General features: G+C 59.6%; 18 protein-coding genes. 14 read left to right on the forward strand and 4 right to left on the reverse strand.

What is annotated here, in order from left to right:
- Positions 1-85 precede the first annotated feature (85 nt).
- Together ppdK and PPRO_RS03135 are read left to right on the forward strand one after the other, a co-directional pair.
- Positions 86-2,824 (forward strand): pyruvate, phosphate dikinase, encoded by a 2,739-nt coding sequence (ppdK, locus tag PPRO_RS03130; protein WP_011734586.1) that lies wholly within the window; start codon positions 86-88, stop codon positions 2,822-2,824.
- Between the two features lie 192 nt (positions 2,825-3,016).
- Positions 3,017-3,676 (forward strand): nitrite/sulfite reductase domain-containing protein, encoded by a 660-nt coding sequence (locus PPRO_RS03135; protein ID WP_011734587.1) that lies wholly within the window; start codon positions 3,017-3,019, stop codon positions 3,674-3,676.
- Between the two features lie 182 nt (positions 3,677-3,858).
- On the opposite strand, the gene PPRO_RS03140 is transcribed toward PPRO_RS03135, so the two are convergent.
- From PPRO_RS03140 to PPRO_RS20750, 3 genes are read right to left on the reverse strand one after another with little or no spacing between them, the layout of a single operon-like run.
- Positions 3,859-4,131 (reverse strand): SemiSWEET family sugar transporter, encoded by a 273-nt coding sequence (locus PPRO_RS03140; RefSeq protein WP_011734588.1) that lies wholly within the window; start codon positions 4,129-4,131, stop codon positions 3,859-3,861.
- Entirely contained in the window at positions 4,128-4,883 is a 756-nt protein-coding gene (locus tag PPRO_RS03145; RefSeq protein WP_011734589.1) for an RNA methyltransferase, read from the reverse strand. Before PPRO_RS03145 ends, PPRO_RS03140 begins: the two co-directional genes overlap by 4 nt.
- Entirely contained in the window at positions 4,880-5,119 is a 240-nt protein-coding gene (locus tag PPRO_RS20750) for a hypothetical protein (RefSeq protein ID WP_157039925.1), read from the reverse strand. Before PPRO_RS20750 ends, PPRO_RS03145 begins: the two co-directional genes overlap by 4 nt.
- 327 nt (positions 5,120-5,446) lie before the next feature.
- Here PPRO_RS20750 and PPRO_RS03150 point away from each other — a divergent pair, with 327 nt between their 5' ends.
- On the forward strand, positions 5,447-7,282 hold the full coding sequence (locus PPRO_RS03150) for a tetratricopeptide repeat protein (protein WP_011734590.1): 1,836 nt from the start codon (positions 5,447-5,449) through the stop codon (positions 7,280-7,282).
- Between the two features lie 99 nt (positions 7,283-7,381).
- Here PPRO_RS03150 and PPRO_RS03155 read toward each other — a convergent pair whose 3' ends face one another.
- On the reverse strand, positions 7,382-8,062 hold the full coding sequence (locus PPRO_RS03155; RefSeq protein ID WP_011734591.1) for a hypothetical protein: 681 nt from the start codon (positions 8,060-8,062) through the stop codon (positions 7,382-7,384).
- A gap of 222 nt (positions 8,063-8,284) precedes the next feature.
- On the opposite strand from PPRO_RS03155, the gene PPRO_RS03160 reads away from it, so the two are divergent.
- The 11 genes from PPRO_RS03160 to PPRO_RS03210 all read left to right on the forward strand — a co-directional run bounded on the left by PPRO_RS03160 (position 8,285) and on the right by PPRO_RS03210 (position 19,192).
- The gene (locus PPRO_RS03160; RefSeq protein ID WP_011734592.1) at positions 8,285-8,776 is read left to right on the forward strand and encodes an HIT family protein; all 492 of its coding nucleotides are present in this window, start codon (positions 8,285-8,287) and stop codon (positions 8,774-8,776) included.
- A 2-nt stretch (positions 8,777-8,778) separates the two neighbouring features.
- The gene (locus PPRO_RS03165; protein ID WP_011734593.1) at positions 8,779-9,756 is read left to right on the forward strand and encodes an ROK family protein; all 978 of its coding nucleotides are present in this window, start codon (positions 8,779-8,781) and stop codon (positions 9,754-9,756) included.
- Between the two features lie 135 nt (positions 9,757-9,891).
- The gene (locus PPRO_RS03170; protein WP_011734594.1) at positions 9,892-10,230 is read left to right on the forward strand and encodes a hypothetical protein; all 339 of its coding nucleotides are present in this window, start codon (positions 9,892-9,894) and stop codon (positions 10,228-10,230) included.
- 16 nt (positions 10,231-10,246) lie between these two features.
- On the forward strand, positions 10,247-11,053 hold the full coding sequence (locus PPRO_RS03175; protein WP_232286684.1) for an HDOD domain-containing protein: 807 nt from the start codon (positions 10,247-10,249) through the stop codon (positions 11,051-11,053).
- A 24-nt stretch (positions 11,054-11,077) separates the two neighbouring features.
- Positions 11,078-11,977 (forward strand): diguanylate cyclase, encoded by a 900-nt coding sequence (locus PPRO_RS03180; RefSeq protein ID WP_232286716.1) that lies wholly within the window; start codon positions 11,078-11,080, stop codon positions 11,975-11,977.
- Between the two features lie 386 nt (positions 11,978-12,363).
- The gene (nadC, locus tag PPRO_RS03185) at positions 12,364-13,191 is read left to right on the forward strand and encodes a carboxylating nicotinate-nucleotide diphosphorylase (protein ID WP_011734597.1); all 828 of its coding nucleotides are present in this window, start codon (positions 12,364-12,366) and stop codon (positions 13,189-13,191) included.
- Positions 13,192-13,249: 58 nt separating this feature from the next.
- Entirely contained in the window at positions 13,250-14,224 is a 975-nt protein-coding gene (locus tag PPRO_RS03190) for a biotin--[acetyl-CoA-carboxylase] ligase (RefSeq protein ID WP_011734598.1), read from the forward strand.
- A gap of 1 nt (position 14,225) precedes the next feature.
- Positions 14,226-14,990 carry a type III pantothenate kinase gene (locus tag PPRO_RS03195; protein ID WP_011734599.1) on the forward strand — a complete coding sequence of 255 codons (765 nt, stop codon included), beginning with the start codon at positions 14,226-14,228 and terminating at the stop codon, positions 14,988-14,990.
- A 114-nt stretch (positions 14,991-15,104) separates the two neighbouring features.
- A complete protein-coding gene (gene fusA / locus PPRO_RS03200; protein WP_011734600.1) occupies positions 15,105-17,189 on the forward strand; it encodes an elongation factor G in 2,085 nt (694 codons plus the stop codon).
- A 185-nt stretch (positions 17,190-17,374) separates the two neighbouring features.
- Complete coding sequence (locus tag PPRO_RS03205) at positions 17,375-18,295, forward strand: SPOR domain-containing protein (RefSeq protein ID WP_198138320.1); 921 nt, start codon at positions 17,375-17,377, stop codon at positions 18,293-18,295.
- A gap of 6 nt (positions 18,296-18,301) precedes the next feature.
- Positions 18,302-19,192: a hypothetical protein gene (locus PPRO_RS03210; RefSeq protein WP_011734602.1), complete on the forward strand. Its 891-nt coding sequence runs from the start codon at positions 18,302-18,304 to the stop codon at positions 19,190-19,192.
- Positions 19,193-19,203: the final 11 nt, after the last annotated feature.

The following is a 19,203-nucleotide window of genomic DNA, read 5'->3' on the forward strand; positions in this document are numbered from 1 at the left end:
AAAATCAACGTTACAGTTGTGAATGAGTTTTTCCTAACTGCAAAGGAATGAGTACGCCAAATACTGCTACGGAGGCATGAATGCTATGACGAGAAAATGGGTGTACCTGTTCGATGAACTGGACCAGGCATCGAGCTACGTCGGTGGAAAATGGGATAATGTGCGGGGGTTGTTGGGGGGCAAGGGCGCAAACCTGGCGGAAATGACCAGGATCGGCCTGCCGGTGCCTCCCGGATTTACCGTCACGACCGAGGCTTGTAACGCCTATCTGGACGCTGGAATGGCTTTCCCCGAAGATATGTGGCAGCAGGAACTCGCCGCACTGGCCGAGGTGGAGAAGAAGACCGGCAAGAAATTCGGCGATCCGGGCAACCCCCTGCTTGTATCCTGCCGCTCAGGGGCCAAGTTCTCCATGCCGGGCATGATGGATACGGTTCTCAACATCGGGCTGAACGAGGAGACAGTCCAGAGCATGATCAAAAGCACGGGGGATGCGCGCTTTGTCTATGATTCCTACCGCCGGCTGATACAGATGTTCGGATCCGTGGTAATGGGTGTTCCCGATGAACCGTTCGAGGAGGTCATTACCGAAGTACGTAAAAAACGCCGGGTAAAGAGCGACGCCGAACTGACCGCCGAAGATTGGATGAGCATTGGCGAACGCTTCAGGGATATTTTCCGCCGCTACAACCGCATAGATTTTCCGACCGATCCGCTGGAACAGCTGCGGTTGGCCACCGAGGCGGTATTCAAATCCTGGAACGGCAAGCGGGCTATCGACTACCGTAACGCTGCAAAAATAGCCCATGACCTTGGCACGGCGGTGAACATCCAGACCATGGTCTTTGGCAATATGGGAAACGACAGCGCCACCGGTGTTGCCATGACACGCAATGCGACCACGGGGGAGAAGAGGATCGAGGGCGACTACCTGATTAACGCCCAGGGAGAGGATGTTGTTGCCGGTATCCGTGCCACCGACCCGGTGGAGAAGATGGCCCAGACCATGCCGGCATCCTGGGAACAGTTTGTTGAAATCACCCGTATCCTCGAAAAGCATTACCGCAACATGCAGGACGTGGAATTCACCGTGGAACGGGGCAAGCTCTGGATGCTGCAGACCCGCGATGGCAAACGCACAGCCCAGGCTTCCGTCCGCATAGCCGTCGAGATGGTGGACGAGGGGCTTATATCCAGCGAGGAAGCGGTCATGCGCGTGACTCCCGAACAGGTGGACTTCTTCCTGCATCCCCAGTTCAATCCGCACTCAAAGAAAGCCGCCGGTGCGGAGGGGCGTCTGCTGGCCAGCGGTCTGAACGTGTCTCCCGGAGCCGCCGTGGGCATGGTTGCCTTTGACGCTGACCTTGCCGAAGCCTGGGCGAAGAAGGAGGGGAAAAAGGTTGTCATGGTCAGGCCCGAAACAAAGCCAGACGACGTGCATGGCATGCTCGCAGCCGAAGGGATCCTGACCAGTCGCGGCGGACGCACGAGCCATGCGGCCCTCGTCGCACGCCAGTTCGGCAAGCCGGCCGTGGTCGGTGTTGCCGCCCTTGAGATAGACATGTCCCAGCGCCTGATGATCGTGAAAGAGCAGGTGATCGAGGAAGGGGACTGGATATCCATAGACGGGTCTACCGGTGAGGTGTTCCTGGGTCGGCTGGATACGATGGTGCCGGATATCTCTGATCCATGGCTGAAGCGCCTGCTCGTCATGGCCGACAGTTTCCGTCGACTGGGCGTCTGGGCCAACGCAGACTACCCCGATGACGCCAAGCGCGCGCGGGAGTACGGTGCCGGCGGCATCGGCCTTTGCCGCACCGAGCATATGTTTTTTCAGAGCGAGCGGCTTTCCTTTGTGCAGAAGATGATCATGACCAACCAGCCGACGGAGCGCCGCGAGGCGCTGGATGCGTTGCTCCCCTTCCAGCGAGAGGATTTCATCGGCCTGTTCCGTGCCATGCACGGTCTGCCGGTGATTATCCGCCTTATCGATCCTCCTCTGCATGAGTTTCTGCCGAACTACGAGTCGCTGATGACCGGGCTTGCCGACAACAAGATCCGTCTGCTGCGCGCCGCCAACCTGCACGAGATTGACGAACTGCTGCGCAAGATCGAGGATGACGAACATGTTCTCGGCCGCGTGCAGGACCTTCATGAGGCCAACCCCATGCTCGGCCTGCGCGGTGTGCGTCTGGGTATCATGATGCCGGACCTGACCCAGATGCAGGTGCGGGCTATTTTCGAGGCTGCCTGCCAATGCACGAAAGAGGGGATCGATGTGCATCCCGAGGTGATGATTCCGCTCACCAGCCATGTCAATGAACTGAAGGTGCAGCGCGAGGCGCTGGAGGAGGTGGCCCGACAGGTGCTTGAGGAGCAGGGTGTCGTCATCGACTACAAGTTCGGCACGATGATTGAGATACCGCGCGCGGCCCTGACCGCCGACGAGATCGCCGGTCATGCCCAGTTCTTCTCATTCGGTACCAACGACCTGACCCAGACCACCTTTGGCATCAGCCGTGACGATGCAGAGAAAGGGTTTCTTATCGATTACATCCAGTCCGGCATCCTCCCGGATAACCCGTTTGAGACGATCGACCGGAATGGTGTGGCGCAGTTGATGGCAATCGGCGTCGAGCGTGGTAGGAAGACCCGTCCCGGGCTTGAAGTCGGCATCTGTGGCGAGCATGGGGGCGATCCCAAGTCCATTGCCATCTGTCACGAACTGGGGCTCAATTACGTCAGCTGTTCACCGTTCCGGGTGCCGATTGCGCGCCTGGCGGCTGCCCAGGCGGCACTTCGTGAGAGGATGACGGATGGCTAGGTGTTGAAGCCGTCAATTACCCGGTTCTGGCTTACATCTGCCTGCTGTTGGCGCTACAGGGACTATGGGGGGAACCTGGCTGGGATTCTCTGCCTGCAACTGTGCCGCGTGTTGTGATTCTTCTCATGGCTCAAGCGATGTGCTACTCTGCCTGCCAATGAAGCATGACTACATGGACCACAGGGAGGGATCGTGAAAAAGGATATTCTTGAAAAAGGCGCCATTCTGCAGCGGGACCGTGAAACCTATGCCATTGCTCCCCACATCCCGGGGGGGCTCACCGACAGCGCCACACTGCGCAAGATCTGCGCTGTGGCCGACAGGTATGGCCTGCAGCTGAAGCTTACCTCGGCCCAGCGCATCATGCTGATCGGCATCAGGGAGGATGACCTGGACAGGGTCTGGAGCGAACTGGCGGAGAAGCCTGGCGCTGCCATCGGCCTCTGCGTGCGCAGCGTCAAGATCTGCCCCGGAACGACCTACTGCAAGAGAGGGGTGCAGGATTCCATCTCGCTGGGGCTCAAGATTGATGACAAGTACCACGCCATGGTCCTGCCCAACAAGATGAAGATGGGGGTCTCCGGATGCATGGTTTCCTGCGCCGAATCGGCATTGAAGGATATCGGCATCGTTGCCACGGCAAAGGGATGGAGGATTCTGGTGGGGGGTAACGCCGGTGCGCGCCCCCGCCTGGCTGATCTTCTCACCGATGTGGAGGCCGACGAGGAGCGGGTGTTGGAGGTCGTCGACAGGATCGTCAGTTGGTACCGCGGTTGCGGACGCGAGGTGCGTCTCGGTCGCCTGGTGGAGGAGATGGGTATCGACGCCTTCCGCCAGCAGATCCTGGGTTGAATTCACTCTGGACCGGGGCGCTGTTCAGGGACAGACGTCCGAACAGTGCCCCAACCGCTTTGTTATATCTCAACAAGATTATCAGTGCCGCACAACGGAATCAGTACTCTTTCGACGGGTCACCGCCGTCAAAACCGCCCCCGCCACCGCAGAATCCGTTCCTTTGTGGTACCTCCGCCCGGTCATGGCGAGATGCCGTCGTTGTGGTCATAGTACAGCTTCAGGACGCATAGGCCGCAGTTGCAAGCCAGCGGGATGATGTTGGCCAGGATCAGCGGCAAATCGTGGATAAGCATGCCGTAAACCATCCAGAGCGCAACGCCCACAGACAGCAGCAGTGGCTGCCAGATGGAGATGTCCCTGGTATGGCGGGTTCGCAGGGTCTTGATCACCTGGGGAAGGGCGGCAATGCTGGTGAGGGTGCCTGCCACAAGACCGACGTTGGTTGGGTTCACAGGCGCTTCCTGCCGTCGAAGCCGGAGCAGGCCCAGTCCACCTGGGAGAACATGCCTCGCAGGATGGCCAGTTCGCGGTTATCCAGTTCGGAACGAAAGAGAATCCTGCGCAGGGAACGCATGATGTGGCCGGGGTTCTGTTCGTTGAGAAAGCCGATGCGCTGCAAGCTGGTATCCATCTGGCTGAAGAGCGTCTCCATTTCGGCCGAGGTGGCCGGTATTTCCGTTCTGCCCCCACCGGGAGAGTCACTGGCCTTGCCCAACTCATAGCAGAACAGTAGGACCGCCTGGGACAGGTTGAGGGAGCCATACTCGCTGGAGGTGGGGATGGTCGCGTGCCAGCGGCAGAGGGATAGTTCATCGGTGGTCAGGCCGCTGTCCTCGCGGCCGAAGACGAGAGCTCCCCTGCAGTCGCCCTGTGCCCGCGTCCTGAGTAGGGTGGCCACCTGGGGAGGGGAGAGTATCTCCTGGCGGTACTTGCCGTGGCGGCGGGTGGTTCCCACGGTCAGGGCGCAGTCTGCCAGGGCGGATGCCAGGTCGTCGTACAACTCCGCCCGCTCCAGCAGATCCTTGGCCGAGACCGCGAACTTGAGTGATTCGGGGTGAAATCGGTCGCACCCTTTCACCAGGCGCAGGCGGGAGAGCCCCATGTTCTTCATGGCGCGACAGACCATGCCGATGTTGCCGGGTGATTGCGGTTCCACCATGACGATGGAAACACTGTCCGCGATGCTGTTGTCTGGTTCGTTCATTTTCTGTACTCATGCTCCGTACGGCCCTGCTTCAGCGAGTTCAGGCGAAGCTGTATTCGGGCAGGTTTCATGACTGGTTGTCGTAAAGTGGATAATGAAAGCAGCGCCGTTTTGGCTCTTTCCGAGGTCGGGTCGGATGCCGTGTTGTTTTTCCCGCTTTCATGGTGCAGGGTGCGCCAGCCAGACAAAGGCAGGTGAACTGCTTCGGCGTCAGGGAAAACGGTGAGATGGCGCATAGTGGTTTTTTTGCTGAACGATAACCTGGCCAGACCTGCTGAGCAGGTTGATGTCTTTGTAACTGTTTTTGAGCTGTTCCGCTGGGAAACGCGTTTTCCGGGTTCAGGGCAGTGCATTAGCAGGGTGCGAACGGAGATGCAACACTAATTCATTTTCCGGCTCGTGTCAAAAGGTAACCGGTGGCCGTGACGAGTCAAAGAAACCGCTGATTTAAGAGCGTTATTGTTCTTGACATGCCGTGCCGGTTACTATAATTTTCGTAGCTGTTTTAATAAAAAAAGCGCTTATGTGGGCTGTTTTGCAACGGTGGAAAGGAACGGGGATCGGTGAGTTCAAAGAAGGATAAGCTCATAGCGGAAGCACAGCGGTATGCGCTTCGCGGCCAGCTGGACAAGGCAGTGAAGGCTTATGAACAGGTCGTTGCCCTGGATCCCTCCGCCATAAATCAGCGACAGCGACTGGCTGAGCTCTTGGTTAAAGCCGGGCGTATTGACAACGCCCGCAACGAGTTTGAGGAGATCGGTAAATATTACACAACCAACGGCTACTACCTGAAGGCCATCGCCGTCTACAAGAAACTCCAGGTAATGTTTCCCGGCGATATGGACATTACGCTGAAGCTGGCCGAGCTCAACGAAAAACATGGCCTGGCCGCGAACGCCCTGGCCGAGTACAAGCAGGTCTACGATTACCACGAGAAAAACGGCAACAGTGACGCTGCCCTGAGTGTCCTCGAAAAGATGCATGCCGTTGACCAGCAGAATGTCGGAATCATGCTGAAGCTGGCCGAGGCGTACTGTCAGGCAGGCAACCGCGACGAATCCTACGATATCTTCAGTCGCCTGGCGACGCTGCTTCAGGAACGGGGCGACAGTGCGGGGCTGGGCAGGCTGAACTCCCGCATACAGCAACTATTTCCGGAAAAGAACGGTTTCATGTTGGATGTGCTGGCTGGACAGGTGCGGGGTGACGCCGCGAGCACACTCGGCGCGGTCGGCGCCCTGCAGACCATGCTGAAGAGCACTCCTGACGACAGGCGGATCTGGGAACTTGTCATCGAGGCCTACCAGCGCCTCGACCAGCCAGAGCGGGTCAGGATAGCCTATCAGCACTGTATCAGGTTCTTTTCTGACGAAGTCTCCGTGCAGAAAGGCTTGCTGGAGTGCCTGATTGCCGAAAAGGACCTGCAAGAAGCAATCTCGCTGCTGGACAGGTACGAGCAGAACTTTATCGACAAGGATGCCCTTGGCGACCTGCGGGACATCTACAGGTCGCTTGAACTGGTCGATCCCATCAACATGCGTGTCATCTTGGGATTGAAGCGGACCCTTACTGCGCTGGGGGACGGAGAGGGCGCCGCCGCGCTGAACCACAAGATTGACTCCCTGCAGACGTTCTCCGACAGCCATGCTGCTGTCCGGACGACGGACGCAGCCGCCGGCGGGATGCAGCCGGGTGTGCCCTCCGCGGAGTCGGATGGTGCGGATCAGGAGCTTGAGCTCTCCCTTGGGGAGCCAGAAACGGTCGGAATGGAGCCGTCTGCGGCGGAGCCTGTCGCGTTCGATTTTTCCGAACCGCCGGAGCTCGAGGTTGAAATCGAGATCGATGAAGATTCCGGGCCTTTTGCCGCCCTGTCCCCGGATGCTGCCGTTCCCGGCGTTGCCGAGGAGGCTTGGCTTGAAGCGGTGGAGGATGTTTTTGACGCGGCTGCCGGTTCGGAACGGAGCGTTAAGTTTGGCAGCGAGGTGGAAATAACCGATGCTCAGTCGCACTACGATCTGGGTGTTGCGTTCAAAGAGATGGGGCTCTTCGATGAAGCGCTCAACGAGTTCCGCCAGGCTGCCGATGATCCGTTGCGCCGGGTCGCCTGCCTCGTCCTCCAGGGAACCTGTCTGCGGGAGAAGGGGGCTCTGGAAGCTGCCGAGACGGTGCTGCGCGATCTGCTGAGGGGCGAGTTGGCCGTAGAGGACAGCTGTTCGGTCAAATACGAGCTGGCGCTGGTTTGCGAGGCCGCCGGCAAGTCAGAAGAAGCCGCCAGCCTGCTGGCCGAGATCGATGTGGCCCAGCCCGGTTTCCGCGATGTCCGTTCCCGTCTGGACGCCTCTGGGAATAAGCTGTCGCTAGATTTTTCCGATGAAGATCTGCGGGGTTTCGATTTGTAGCATTCCATCCCTGGTCTGTCCCGCTGGTGGCGGCAGGCCTTCCGCGTTCAGCATTTCTTCCTGTTCCGCTGAATCTTTTCGTCTGCCATATGCCCTCTGTCAGGCTGGGACCGTTCCAGCGTTCTGCTGGCGGGCAACGGCGTTATTCCACAAATCCTGAATATCCACAATCTCCAACAGGTCGGTCTCCAGCGGCTCGGCCATGGCCGGGGTCGAATAGAGGTCTATTTTGGCCCCGGACAGGGATGCGATCCACTGTGATTCATTGGCGACCGTCTCCAGGTCAGAGGAGCCGTCGTGAAAGAACCCCAGCGGACTGCCGTCCTGGTAGAATATAAGGGACGATCTGTCGTTGGTGTAGGTGCGCAGGCAGCCGGTGATCCGTTCCGAGCTGATCTGCTGAAGCAAGCCGGCGATGTTGAGCAGTTTCAGCTCCTGTGCCCCATAGACGACAGTACCCCTGAGGAGCGCCCGGATGCAGGCGCAGAGCCTGGGGGAGAGCGTGTACACACTCATTACCCCCTCCCCGGTGGAGAGCATCAGGTCGCTCAGCTCTGCCAGCGCTTCCCGGTCCGCTCTTCGTACTCCCCCCTGCTCTTCGAGCAGCAGGCAGCCCATCTTCCCCGTTTCGAGCGTCATGATGATCGTTGCCGAGGGGAACAGGAAGCTGACGTAACCGCTGAAACCCGCCGATCTGAGCTTGGTGAGGACATCGGGCAGCATCAGCTTTGCCGTATCCAGGTTTTCGAACAGGGGGTTCCCCTTGGGAAGAAAAAGCATCCGTGCCTCCATGGCGTACCTCGGTTTCTCACGGTGAGCCCTGGGTTCGTCACGGCTCACCGAGCCTACTGTAACCAAAATTGCCCCGAAGTCAAACCTGTTCTTGTCCGCTCAAAGTGGATGTTTTCGTACAATTCTCCATCTCCCGCGCTATTTGTCGTTGTCACTCGCCCGGCTACTGCTACAATTTGAGGCAATGGAATCAGCGAGGAGGAACGTCTTATGGAAAGAATCTGGGCGCCGTGGCGCATGACCTATCTGGCGTCTCCGGTCAGGGAGGTCGGTTGCGTATTTTGCAAGGTGCGGGATACGGCCGGCCAGGACCGTGAACTGCTGGTGCTGGCGAGGGGGAAACATTCGCTGATCATGCTCAACCGCTACCCCTATACCTGCGGTCATCTGATGGTTGTGGCCGCACGGCACACGGCTGAACTGGATGACCTGGATGATAGCGAATTGCTGGACCTTATGCGGGGCGTGCGGAGGGCGCGTGCCCTTTTGCGGGAGGTGGCACGGCCCGATGGTTTCAATATCGGTGTCAACCTGGGCAAGGCCGGCGGAGCGGCCATTGAGGAACATCTGCATATTCATGTCGTTCCGCGCTGGATCGGAGATACCAACTTCATGGCGACCTGTGGAGGGGTGAGGGTCATTCCCGACGGACTGCTGGAATCCTACGACCGACTGTATCAGGCCCTGGGGAGATGTCCCTGATCATGACGGAAAGGAACACTCTCGCCATAGCCGTTGATATCGGCGGCACCAATCTCCGCTTCGCCCTCGTGGATGCCGCCGGTTGCGTTCTCTCCCGCAACCGGACTCTCAGTCGTATCGACCATGGCCGCGACCCCTTCTGCCGTCGCCTCCTGGAGGGAATCTCCGGGATGGAGCACGAGGCTTCCGCGAGGGGGGCGTCCGTCGTCGGTATTGGCGTCGGTGTGCCCGGACTCGTTGGCAGGGATGGAATGATCCATGCCTCGGTCAACATGCGCCCCCTGGACGGTTTTGTCCTGTCCAGATTTCTGGAACAGCAGACTTCACTGCCGTCCACATGCGACAATGACGCCAACCTCATCGCCCGGGGAGAGGCAGCCCACGGTGCCGGTCGCGGGCTGCACTCCTTCGTGGTGATCACCCTCGGAACGGGGGTGGGGAGCGGGCTTGTTCTCGACGGTCGGATCTGGAACGGTGTCGGCGGTTTTGCCGCGGAATTCGGCCATGTTACGGTTGAGCCGGAAGGGGCGCCCTGTAGCTGCGGCAACAGGGGCTGTCTGGAACAGTATGCCTCAGCCAGCGCGATTGCCCGCATCGCGGGGGAACTCATCAAGGGGGGGCAGGTGGATGATGCCTCCCCGCTGGACGCGGCCCGGGTCGCCCGACTGGCCCGCCAGGGGTGGGTGGAGGCGCAGACGGCATTCGAGGTGGCTGGCCGCTATCTGGGGATTGCCCTGGCCTCGTTGACCACGACCCTCAACCTGGAGGCGGCAATCATCTGCGGCGGCGTGGCGCCCAGTCTGGAGTTGATGCGCCCCTCCCTGGTCAATGAACTGCGGATGCGCTGTTTTTCCCAAATCCTTGCCGATTTTTCAATCCTGCGGGGCGAACTGGGTGACGACGCCGGGTTGCTGGGGGCAGCCGCGACAATACGTGCCAGGGCCGCCCATGATGTCCCTGGTGACTCCTTGGCCACTTGAAGCCGGGGCCTGTGCGCGGCAAGGGGATGAGGGCCAAATCCAGTAGCAATTCATTGACTTTGTGTGGTTTGTTCTATATTGATACAGATTGCCTGAACCGCTGTGCTATTTCGTGCAAACCGGGGTGCTCACGCAATGCAGAAAATTACCTTGAAGTCCGCTGCCGCGGGAATGGTACTAGCCCGGGATATCTTCCGGAACGGGACTACTGCCGGATTTCCCGTCTGCGGGAAAAAGACCGTTCTGACCGCCTCTTTGATAACCCGCCTGGAACACATGGATATTGCGACCATCTATGTGGAGGGGTGCCCCTGCGGGGAGGAAGGCGACCGATCTCTTGATGCTGTGCTGCATGATCTTGAACACCGTTTCGTGAAGGTGCGACATGATCCTCTGATGGCCAGGCTGTATGACATCTATTCTGATTATTACAAGCGCTCCATGGGAGATGAGGGTGGAAGACAGACGGAGTGAAATAAAGAAAATTATCATGGATACGCGAACCTTGCCGACACTGCCGGGGGTTATCCTCAAGCTCAACGAGCTCTCGGAGAGCAACAGGGCTTCGGTGCAGGAGATGGCCAGGATCGTTACCTCCGATCAGGCGCTTTCCGCCCGCATCCTGCGGCTGGCAAACTCCCCTTCCTACGGTTTTTACCGGGTTTCGACCATTTCCAATGCCATGATCCTGCTGGGGGTCAATGTGGTCAAGAGTCTGGCGCTCTCCTCTTCCTTCTTCGAGATCATGGAAAACGACAGCGTCGGATTGTGGGAGCACTCCCTGGGAGTCGGCGCGGCGGCCAACCTGATAGCCGGCAAGCTCAAGCTTCCCGAGAGCGAGGAGATAGCAACCGCCGGGCTGTTGCACGATATCGGCAAGGTGGTCATCTCCCTGAAGTGTCGTGATGCAGAGAGTCGCATCCGTTCCGCTGTCAGGGAAAAACAGCTCTTCTCGCGGGAAGCGGAACAGGAAATGCTCGACACCGATCATGCCGAGGTGGGCGCCTGGCTTGCAAAGTGCTGGTTTTTGCCGGACAAGCTGAGCGAGCCGATCGCTTTTCACCACGACGTCAGCCGGGCAATGAACCACCGGGTGAAAACCGCCGTGGTGCATCTTGCCGATGTGCTCATCAAGGCCAGCGGCTTCGGGAATGGCGGAGACTGTCTGGTTCCCTTGATCCAGCAGGAAGCCTGGGATCTGCTCAGGCTGACCGATCAGCAACTTGCCGAGCTTGTGGATGAACTGGAAGATAAGCTAATTGAAGTAAAGTGTTTCAGTCAGGAGATGCAGGCGTAAACCATGGCTCAGACGGTCAGGATAATGTTGGTGACAACCGATGCCTCCCTGGCAACCCATGCCCAGGTACGCCTGTTGAGCAAGGGGTACCTGGTCGTCTGTATTACCCGCAGCGACGAGGTCCTTAATACCGTCTACGACGATCCTCCCGATATGATGGTCGTGGATCTCTCGACGGGTAACGACGGCAGCGCCGAAATGATAGCCAGCCTGCGGGGTGACAGCTTCTTCAGTGCCATCCCGATCATCGGCCTGGTTAAGCCGTGCGATGCCGGCGCCTTTGAATGGGAAAATTGTCCCCTGGACGATTTTATCCAGTTGCCGCTCGATTATAACGAACTCTTCTGCCGCATCTCTCTGGCGCTCTTCCGCATCAAGCGCATCTTCGACAACAACCCTCTGACGCGCCTTCCCGGCAACACCTCCATCCAGCGGGCCATCGAGGAATCCATGGGCAAGCCGCTGGCGGTCTGCTACCTGGATATCAACTGCTTCAAGCCCTATAACGACGTGTACGGTTTCGGCCGCGGCGATGAGGTTATCCGCATGCTGGGGCGCATCATATTCAATGCGGTGCGGGAGTCGGGGGGCGGTTTCTGCGGCCATGTGGGAGGTGACGATTTCGTCGCCATCGTCCCCATGGAACGGGCGGAGGTGGTCTGCCAGACGGTCATCGCCTACTTTGACCGAATCGTGCTGGACCTGTTTGACGAAGAGACGAAGGCCCGCGGCTATTACAATGGCATCAACCGCAAAGGGGCTATGGATCAGATTCCGCTGCTCTCCGTCTCCATCGGCGTTGTCCCCACCGATTCTCCCCACCTGCGGCACGCCGCCAAGGTGGCGGAGGTGGCGGCGGATCTGAAGGCACAGGCCAAGGATTCCAAAAAGAGTTGCTATATCATGGACAGGCGGAGAGGGTAGTGTCCTGCCCGCCGCCAACCAATGGTACGGATGACAGAGGCGCCTTTTCTCCGAGAGGCGCCTTTTTTTGTTGCGGGCTCAAGCCGTATGGATTTCACCCTCGCGGACAGGCCGCATGATGACTCTGTCCCCCGACTCCTACGCTTGCCCTTGGGGTGGGCGGATTGGGAAACGATAAAAAAAGCGCGCTTTATCATCAGGGGACAGGAGTCCTGCAACGATTTGTGTCTGATTCTTGGCGGTTATTTTGCCCTGGATGCTCCACCGGACAGCGTAGGCTTTTGTCCGCCCCCCTGGAAAGCACTGCCCGGCGCGCCGGTTTTGCGGTTGATACCCCCCCTAACCTGTGGTATACAGGGACACATTTACCCTATCAGGCGGATGACATGCTTACACTTGACCGATTCATCGATGCTGCCCTGGCCGAAGACATTCACACCGGAGATATCACCACCCGTGCCCTCCTGCCGAAGAAGCGGCCGGCAACCGCGCGCCTGGTGGCCAAGGAAGACTTCGTGCTGGCCGGCATCTCTGTTGCCGAAAGGGTTTTTGACCGCCTTGGCGGCTCTCCCGTTGATTTTGCCGCCCGCGCCGTCGACGGAGAGTTGATCGCCAGCGGGAGCGTCTTCGCTACCCTGGAGGGGGATGCGGCCGACCTGCTCATGGGTGAGCGGGTTGCCCTCAACCTGCTGCAGCGCATGTGCGGTGTCGCCACCATCACCTCCCACTTCGTCCAGGCGGTGCGGGGGACCAGGACGCGTATCGTGGATACCCGCAAGACCACCCCCGGCCTGCGGGAGCTGGAAAAGTACGCCGTCCGGGTGGGCGGGGGCTTTAACCACCGCACCGGGCTGTACGACGGCGTGCTGATCAAGGAAAACCACATTGCCGCGGCTGGCGGCATTGGCGAGGCTATCAGCCGCGCCCGGGCATATATTCCCCATACCCTGAAAATCGAGATCGAGACTGAGACCCTGGCACAGGTTGAAGAAGCGCTGACTGCGGGGGCCGATGTGATCATGCTGGACAACATGACTCTGGATGATATGCGTGCGGCTGTCTCGCTGGTATCCGGTCGTGTGCCGCTGGAGGCGTCGGGAGGTGTCTCGCTGGATACGGTGAGAGCCATTGCCGAAACAGGGGTCGACATCATCTCGGTCGGCGCCCTGACCCATTCGGCGCGGGCCATGGACATATCGATGCTGCTTGAATAGCCCGGACAGCCGTTTGATCCGGGCATGTTTTATCTTTCTGGGAGGCTTGTAGCTGGAGATGTTACCATCGGCCGCCATACTGCGACTGTTCCGTGAACAGGACGGATTCGTCTCGGGTGAGATGATCAGCAGGGAGTTGCATGTCTCCCGCACCGCCATCTGGAAGCAGATCAATGCCCTGCGCAAGGCCGGGTACGTGATCGAAGCCGTGCCGTCGCGCGGCTACCAGTTGCTGTCCGCGCCTGACCTGCTCTCCTCCGCCGAGATCGCGGTCCAATTGGATGCGGTCGTCATGGGCAGCCGTATCGTCTGTCTGGAGCAGACCGCCTCCACCAACGGCGATGCTTTCCGCCTGGCGGAGCAGGGGGCCGCGGAGGGGACGGTGGTCCTTGCCGATACCCAGAGCGGCGGTAAGGGGCGCATGGGGCGGGTCTGGTCATCGCCACCCGGGGTCAACCTGTACTGCTCGATCATCCTGCGGCCGGCTATCATGCCCTACGAGGCGCCGCAACTCACCTTTCTCTCCGCCGTGGCTGTGGCCCGTTCCATCGAACGGATCAGCGCTATCGTGCCGGAGATCAAGTGGCCCAATGACGTGCTGATCAAAGGACAGAAGGTGGCCGGCCTGCTCAACGAAATGAGCGCCGAGACCGATGCTGTCAACTTCGTCATCCTCGGCATCGGTGTGAACCTGAACATGACTGCCGGGCAGTTCCCTGACGATCTGCGCCACCCGGCAACATCAATTTTGCTGGAGTCGGGGCGGCCGGTGGGGCGGGCGGGCTTCTGCGCGATTATGCTGAACGAACTGGACCGGCTCTACGCCGATTTCCGCACCCATGGCTTCGGTCCGGTGCGCGAGGAGTGGCAGCGGCGCTGCAACGCCCACGGACGCGAGCTTTCGGTCAGCGATGGCGGTTCGGAAGTTGTCAGAGGCATGTTCGCCGGCATTGATGGTTCCGGCGCCCTGCTGGTGAGCGGGGCGGATGGGGCGATCAGTAAAATTCTCAGTGGAGACGTGAGGGTACTTTGACATGCTTCTGGTAATAGACGTCGGCAACAGCAATATCGTTCTGGGTATCTGCGACGGGACGCAGCTGGTCCGCAACTGGCGGATCTCCACCGACAAATCGCGCACGTCGGACGAGTACGGGGTTCTGCTGCACAGCCTGTTTGCCTCGGCCGGACTGGGTTTCGATACCGTCGATGCCGCCATCATCTCCTCCGTCGTGCCGCCGCTCACCGGCGTGATGGAGGCCATCTGCCGGGATTTCTTTCACCTGACCCCCTTCGTGGTGGGGCCGGGCATCAAGACCGGCATGCCCATCCTGTACGACAACCCCCGCGAGGTGGGGGCGGACCGCATCGTCAACGCGGTGGCCGGCTACGAGAAGCACAAATGCTCGCTGGTGATCGTCGATTTCGGCACGGCGACCACCTTCGACTATGTCAATGCCAGGGGTGAGTACTGCGGCGGCGCCATTGCCCCGGGACTGGCCATCTCCCTGGAGGCGCTGTTCCAGCGAGCCAGCAAACTGCCGCGGGTGGACATCGCCCGGCCGCCCCAGATCATTGCCCGCAACACGGTAAACTCAATGCAGGCCGGCATATTCTACGGCTATGTGGGGCTGGTAGACGAGATCGTCAACCGCATCGTGGCCGAGAGCAAAGACACTCCCCGGGTGATCGCCACCGGCGGCCTGGCCAAGCTGATTGCCCCCGAATCCCGCACCATCGTCGAGGTTGATGACTTTCTGACCCTGGACGGGTTGAAAATACTGTACGAGAGGAACCGCTAAGGATTACATAGAGCGACGTGCGTCGTGATGAATGAAGACGGTTGCGATGGCATGCCGTTCCAGTAGTGGAAACGTTGGTGTACCGATTTTATTTCATTCCAAGGAGGAATCAGAATGGGACGGTTTGACACGAGCAAGATCCGCAATCTGGGTATCATCGCGCACGGTGGCGCCGGCAAAACTTCGCTGGCCGAGGCAATCCTCTTCGATACAAAGATGATCGACCGACTGGGACGGGTAGACGACGGCACCGCTACCATGGATTTCGAGCCCGAGGAGGTCAAACGCAAGATCTCCATTACCTCGGCCCTGGACCACTGCGAGTGGAAGGATCATTCCATTCACATCGTGGATACCCCGGGCTATGGAAACTTCATCGCCGATACCCGCGCCTGCATGCGCGCCCTGGACTGCGCGGTGGTGATCCTCTCCGCCATTTCCGGCGTCAAGGCCCAGACCGAGGAGGTCTGGAACTGGGCCAACGAGTTCGAAATTCCCCGCATCGCCTTCGTCAACAAGATGGACCGGGAGCGGGCCAGCTTCCTGCGCGCCATCGACGACATGGAAAAGTCGCTGGGTGCGCGCGGCGTAGCCGTCCAAATGCCCATCGGCGCCGAGGCCGAGTTCGAGGGGATCATCGACCTGATCACCATGAAGGCCTGCTTCTACGCCAAGGACGGCTCGGGCGACTACAGCCAGGGGGATATTCCCGAAGAGTGCCTGACCGAGGCCAACCGTCTGCGGGAACTCATGGTGGAGACGGTTGCCGAGGCCTATGATGCCCTGACCGAGAAATATTTGGATACGGGCGAGTTGACCGAGGAAGAGATCCTGGACGGCCTGCGGGTCGGCACCATGCGCAGTACCTTCACTGCTGTGCTGTGCGGCTCCGCCACCGCCAACATCGGTGTGGCGCACCTGCTGGATGCCATCTGCGCCTATCTGCCGTCGCCCCTGGATCGCACCAAGGCGGTGGGCACCCATCCCAAGAGCGGCGACATCGTTGAGCGCGCTCCCGACGAGGCGGAACCGTTCTCGGCGCTGGTATTCAAGACCACCTCGGATCCGTACACCGGCAAGATCACCATTCTGCGGGTCTATTCCGGGGTCCTGAATTCCGACTCAATGGTTTTAAACTCCACCAAGGGGGTCGAAGAGCGTATCGGGCAGCTCTACGAGCTGGAGGGGAAGAAACAGCATCCCATCAAGCAGGCGGTTGCCGGCGATATCGTGGCGGTTGCCAAGCTGAAGGAGACCGTGACCGGCGACACGCTCTGCACCCCGGCCAACCCCATTGTCTTCGAGCCAGCCAGGCAGCTGCTTCCGGTCATCTCCTACGCCATCGAGCCCAAGACCAAGGCAGATGAGGACAAGATCCACAACGCCCTCCACCGCATGATCGAGGAAGAGCCGACCCTGGAGTCGCACCGCGATGCCAAGACCCGTGAGATGATTGTCTCCGGCATGGGGCAGGTTCACCTGGAAGTGATCGTGGAGAAGATGAAACGCAAGTTCGGCGTCGACGTGGTGCTCAAGACCCCCAAGGTGCCTTATTTGGAAACCATCCGCGGTTCGGCCAAGGTACAGGGAAAGTACAAGAAACAGTCCGGCGGGCGCGGCCAGTACGGCGATTGCTGGATCGAGATGTCGCCCGCGGAACGGGGCGATGGGTACATCTTCGAAGACAAGATCGTGGGGGGCGTAATTCCGCGCCAGTACATCCCGGCCGTTGACAAGGGGATCAGCGACGCGGCCCAGGATGGATTCCTGGCCGGCTACCCGGTGGTGGACTTCAGGGTAGCGCTCTACGACGGCTCCTTCCACACGGTGGACTCCTCGGAGATGGCCTTCAAGGTTGCCGGTTCCATGGCCTTCAAGAAGGCCATGGAGGTCTGTAAGTCGGTGCTCTTGGAACCGATCATGAACATGAAGGTGACCGTGCCGGATGAGAACATGGGCGACGTCATCGGCGACTTGAACTCCCGTCGCGGCAAGGTGGTGGGGGTGGAGCCAAAGGCCAACTCCCAGATAATCAGGGCGGTGGTGCCCATGTCCGAGGTCCTGGCTTACTCAAACGACCTGAAATCCATGACAAGCGACCGGGGCATGTTCACGGTGGAGTTCTCCCACTACGAAGAGCTACCCACGCATCTGGCGCAGAAGGTCATTGCCGAGGCGAATGCGGCCAAGAAGGAATGAGAGTAACACATTAAACTGCGGAATCCCGGACCAGTGCGGCCTACACGGTCGCCTGGTCCGGTATGCATGAATGCTTGGAGGTTCCAATGGGTCACAGCCGTAATTCTGTCAATACTTTTCAACTGAAATCATCCCCTGGCGGCAGGTATGCCCCGCGCACTGTTTTGGCGTTCTGTCTGGCGCTGATGATAGGCTGCTCCTCCTGCGACCGTTTTGGCCAGGAGAAGAGTCAGGATACCGAGGCGCCGGCTGATGCGGTGCAGAAGATGCCGTTGCCACGGCACGTGGAGGAACCACCCCAGGCTGGTGCTCAGGCTGATCAGGCGGCGAATAAGATCGCCTCTGAGCTAGACAAGGCTGGTGCACCTTCTCTGGCAATGAAACAGGCACCACAGCAGAAGAAAGATGAAGCGAAGAAGCCCCAGTCCGCCCCCGACAAGGTGAAGGAAGAGAAGGGCGCCGCTCTCGTCAGGGGAGAGGCGAAACTGTCCGGTCAGGCGGCCAGGGCCAAAGTGCCTGCCGATAAAAAACCGGCTCCTGCCGCGGCCAAAACGACCCTGGCGGACAAAAAGTCAGCCCCTGCCGCTGCCAAAACGCCGGCTGCCGTACCCACGGCAAAGAAGAAATCTCACTCGACAACGACCGCTGCCTCATCCAGAACGTGGACGGTCGTCATGGGCCCCTACCTGCTGGAGGAAACCATGGCCTCCGATCTGACCAGAGTGAGGAAGGCCGGACTCAGCGCGAAGATCCAGTCGACGCCGCGCCAGAAAACGGCCATGAACCGTCTGCTTCTGGCACAGTTTGGCGACCGCGCCACGGCGCAGACGGAGTTTGACAGGCTCAAACGCCATACCTCGGATGCGTTTATCCTCGAACAGGGGGGGAAGCACGCGGTCTATGCCGGTTCGTACCTTCTGGACAGCCGAGCCCAGTCTGAAAAGGAACGCCTGGCTGCCGCCGGATTCAGTCTGACTCTCAAGCGCACCGATGTGGCCGTTCCCTCCCGGCGTCTCGTGGCCGGGACTTATCACGATCGTGTTGCGGCGGAAACGGTCCAGAAAAAGCTGAAGGCTGCGGGAGTGAGGAGCATGCTGGTCCACTAGCGGCGTATGTCAGGCAAGATACGGCTCAAAATATCCTCCGCTGTTGCTGCATTGATCAGGCCGGATGTGGGAGGCGAGGTAAAGCTGCAGGCAGTGGGGACTGCCGACGGGTTCTCCCCTCCTGAACGGGTGACCCTGCTGTTCTGTCTGATGCGCGACTCGGATAGCACCGTAAAGGTGGCCGCATCAGCCGCCTTTGCCGCACTGTCCGATGAGCTCCTTTTGGCCTGCGTTGCCACTCCAGGTATCCATCCCGCCATCCTGGACACGATCGCCCGGATCCACCACGCCAGATCTGCGGTTGCTGCAGCGCTGCTGGAGTGCCCGGAACTCTCTCCCGCCGCGGCCGATTTTCTCTCCAGGAACGCTCTCGTCTCGCCCATGCCGCTGGAGGGGGGGGGAGAAATGGCCGCTGGCGATGCGGCGGCCGATGTTGCGGTCGGTGCAGCTTCTCCGGAAGAGTGTATGGCCGAGGATGAGGAGGGGTTCCTCAGCAAGTACCAGATGCTGCAGCGCATGGGGATCAGCGAAAAGATAAAGATGGCCCTTACCGGCGACAAGGAGTGGCGTGCCATCCTGGTCAACGACAGCAACAAGCTGGTGTCGGGCAGCGTGATAAAGAATCCCCGCATTTCCGAAGCCGAGATCCTTCAGTTCCTCAAGGTCGGCGTGCAGAACGACGAAATCGTCCGCCTGATCTGCGCCAACAAGGAATGGGTCAAAAACTGCCAGATCCGCAAGGCCCTTGTCGATTGTCCCAAGACCCCCTTGCCCAATGCCCTGCGCTTCCTTATGACTCTTGGAGAGAAGGACATTGCCGCCTACGCCAAGAGCAAGAACATTTCATCGGTACTTTCAACACAGGCCAAGAGGATCATGCTGGCCAAGAAAAAATAGCAGGGCTGGAG

This window comes from Pelobacter propionicus DSM 2379 (assembly GCF_000015045.1).
Classification (GTDB): Bacteria; Desulfobacterota; Desulfuromonadia; order Geobacterales; family Pseudopelobacteraceae; genus Pseudopelobacter; species Pseudopelobacter propionicus.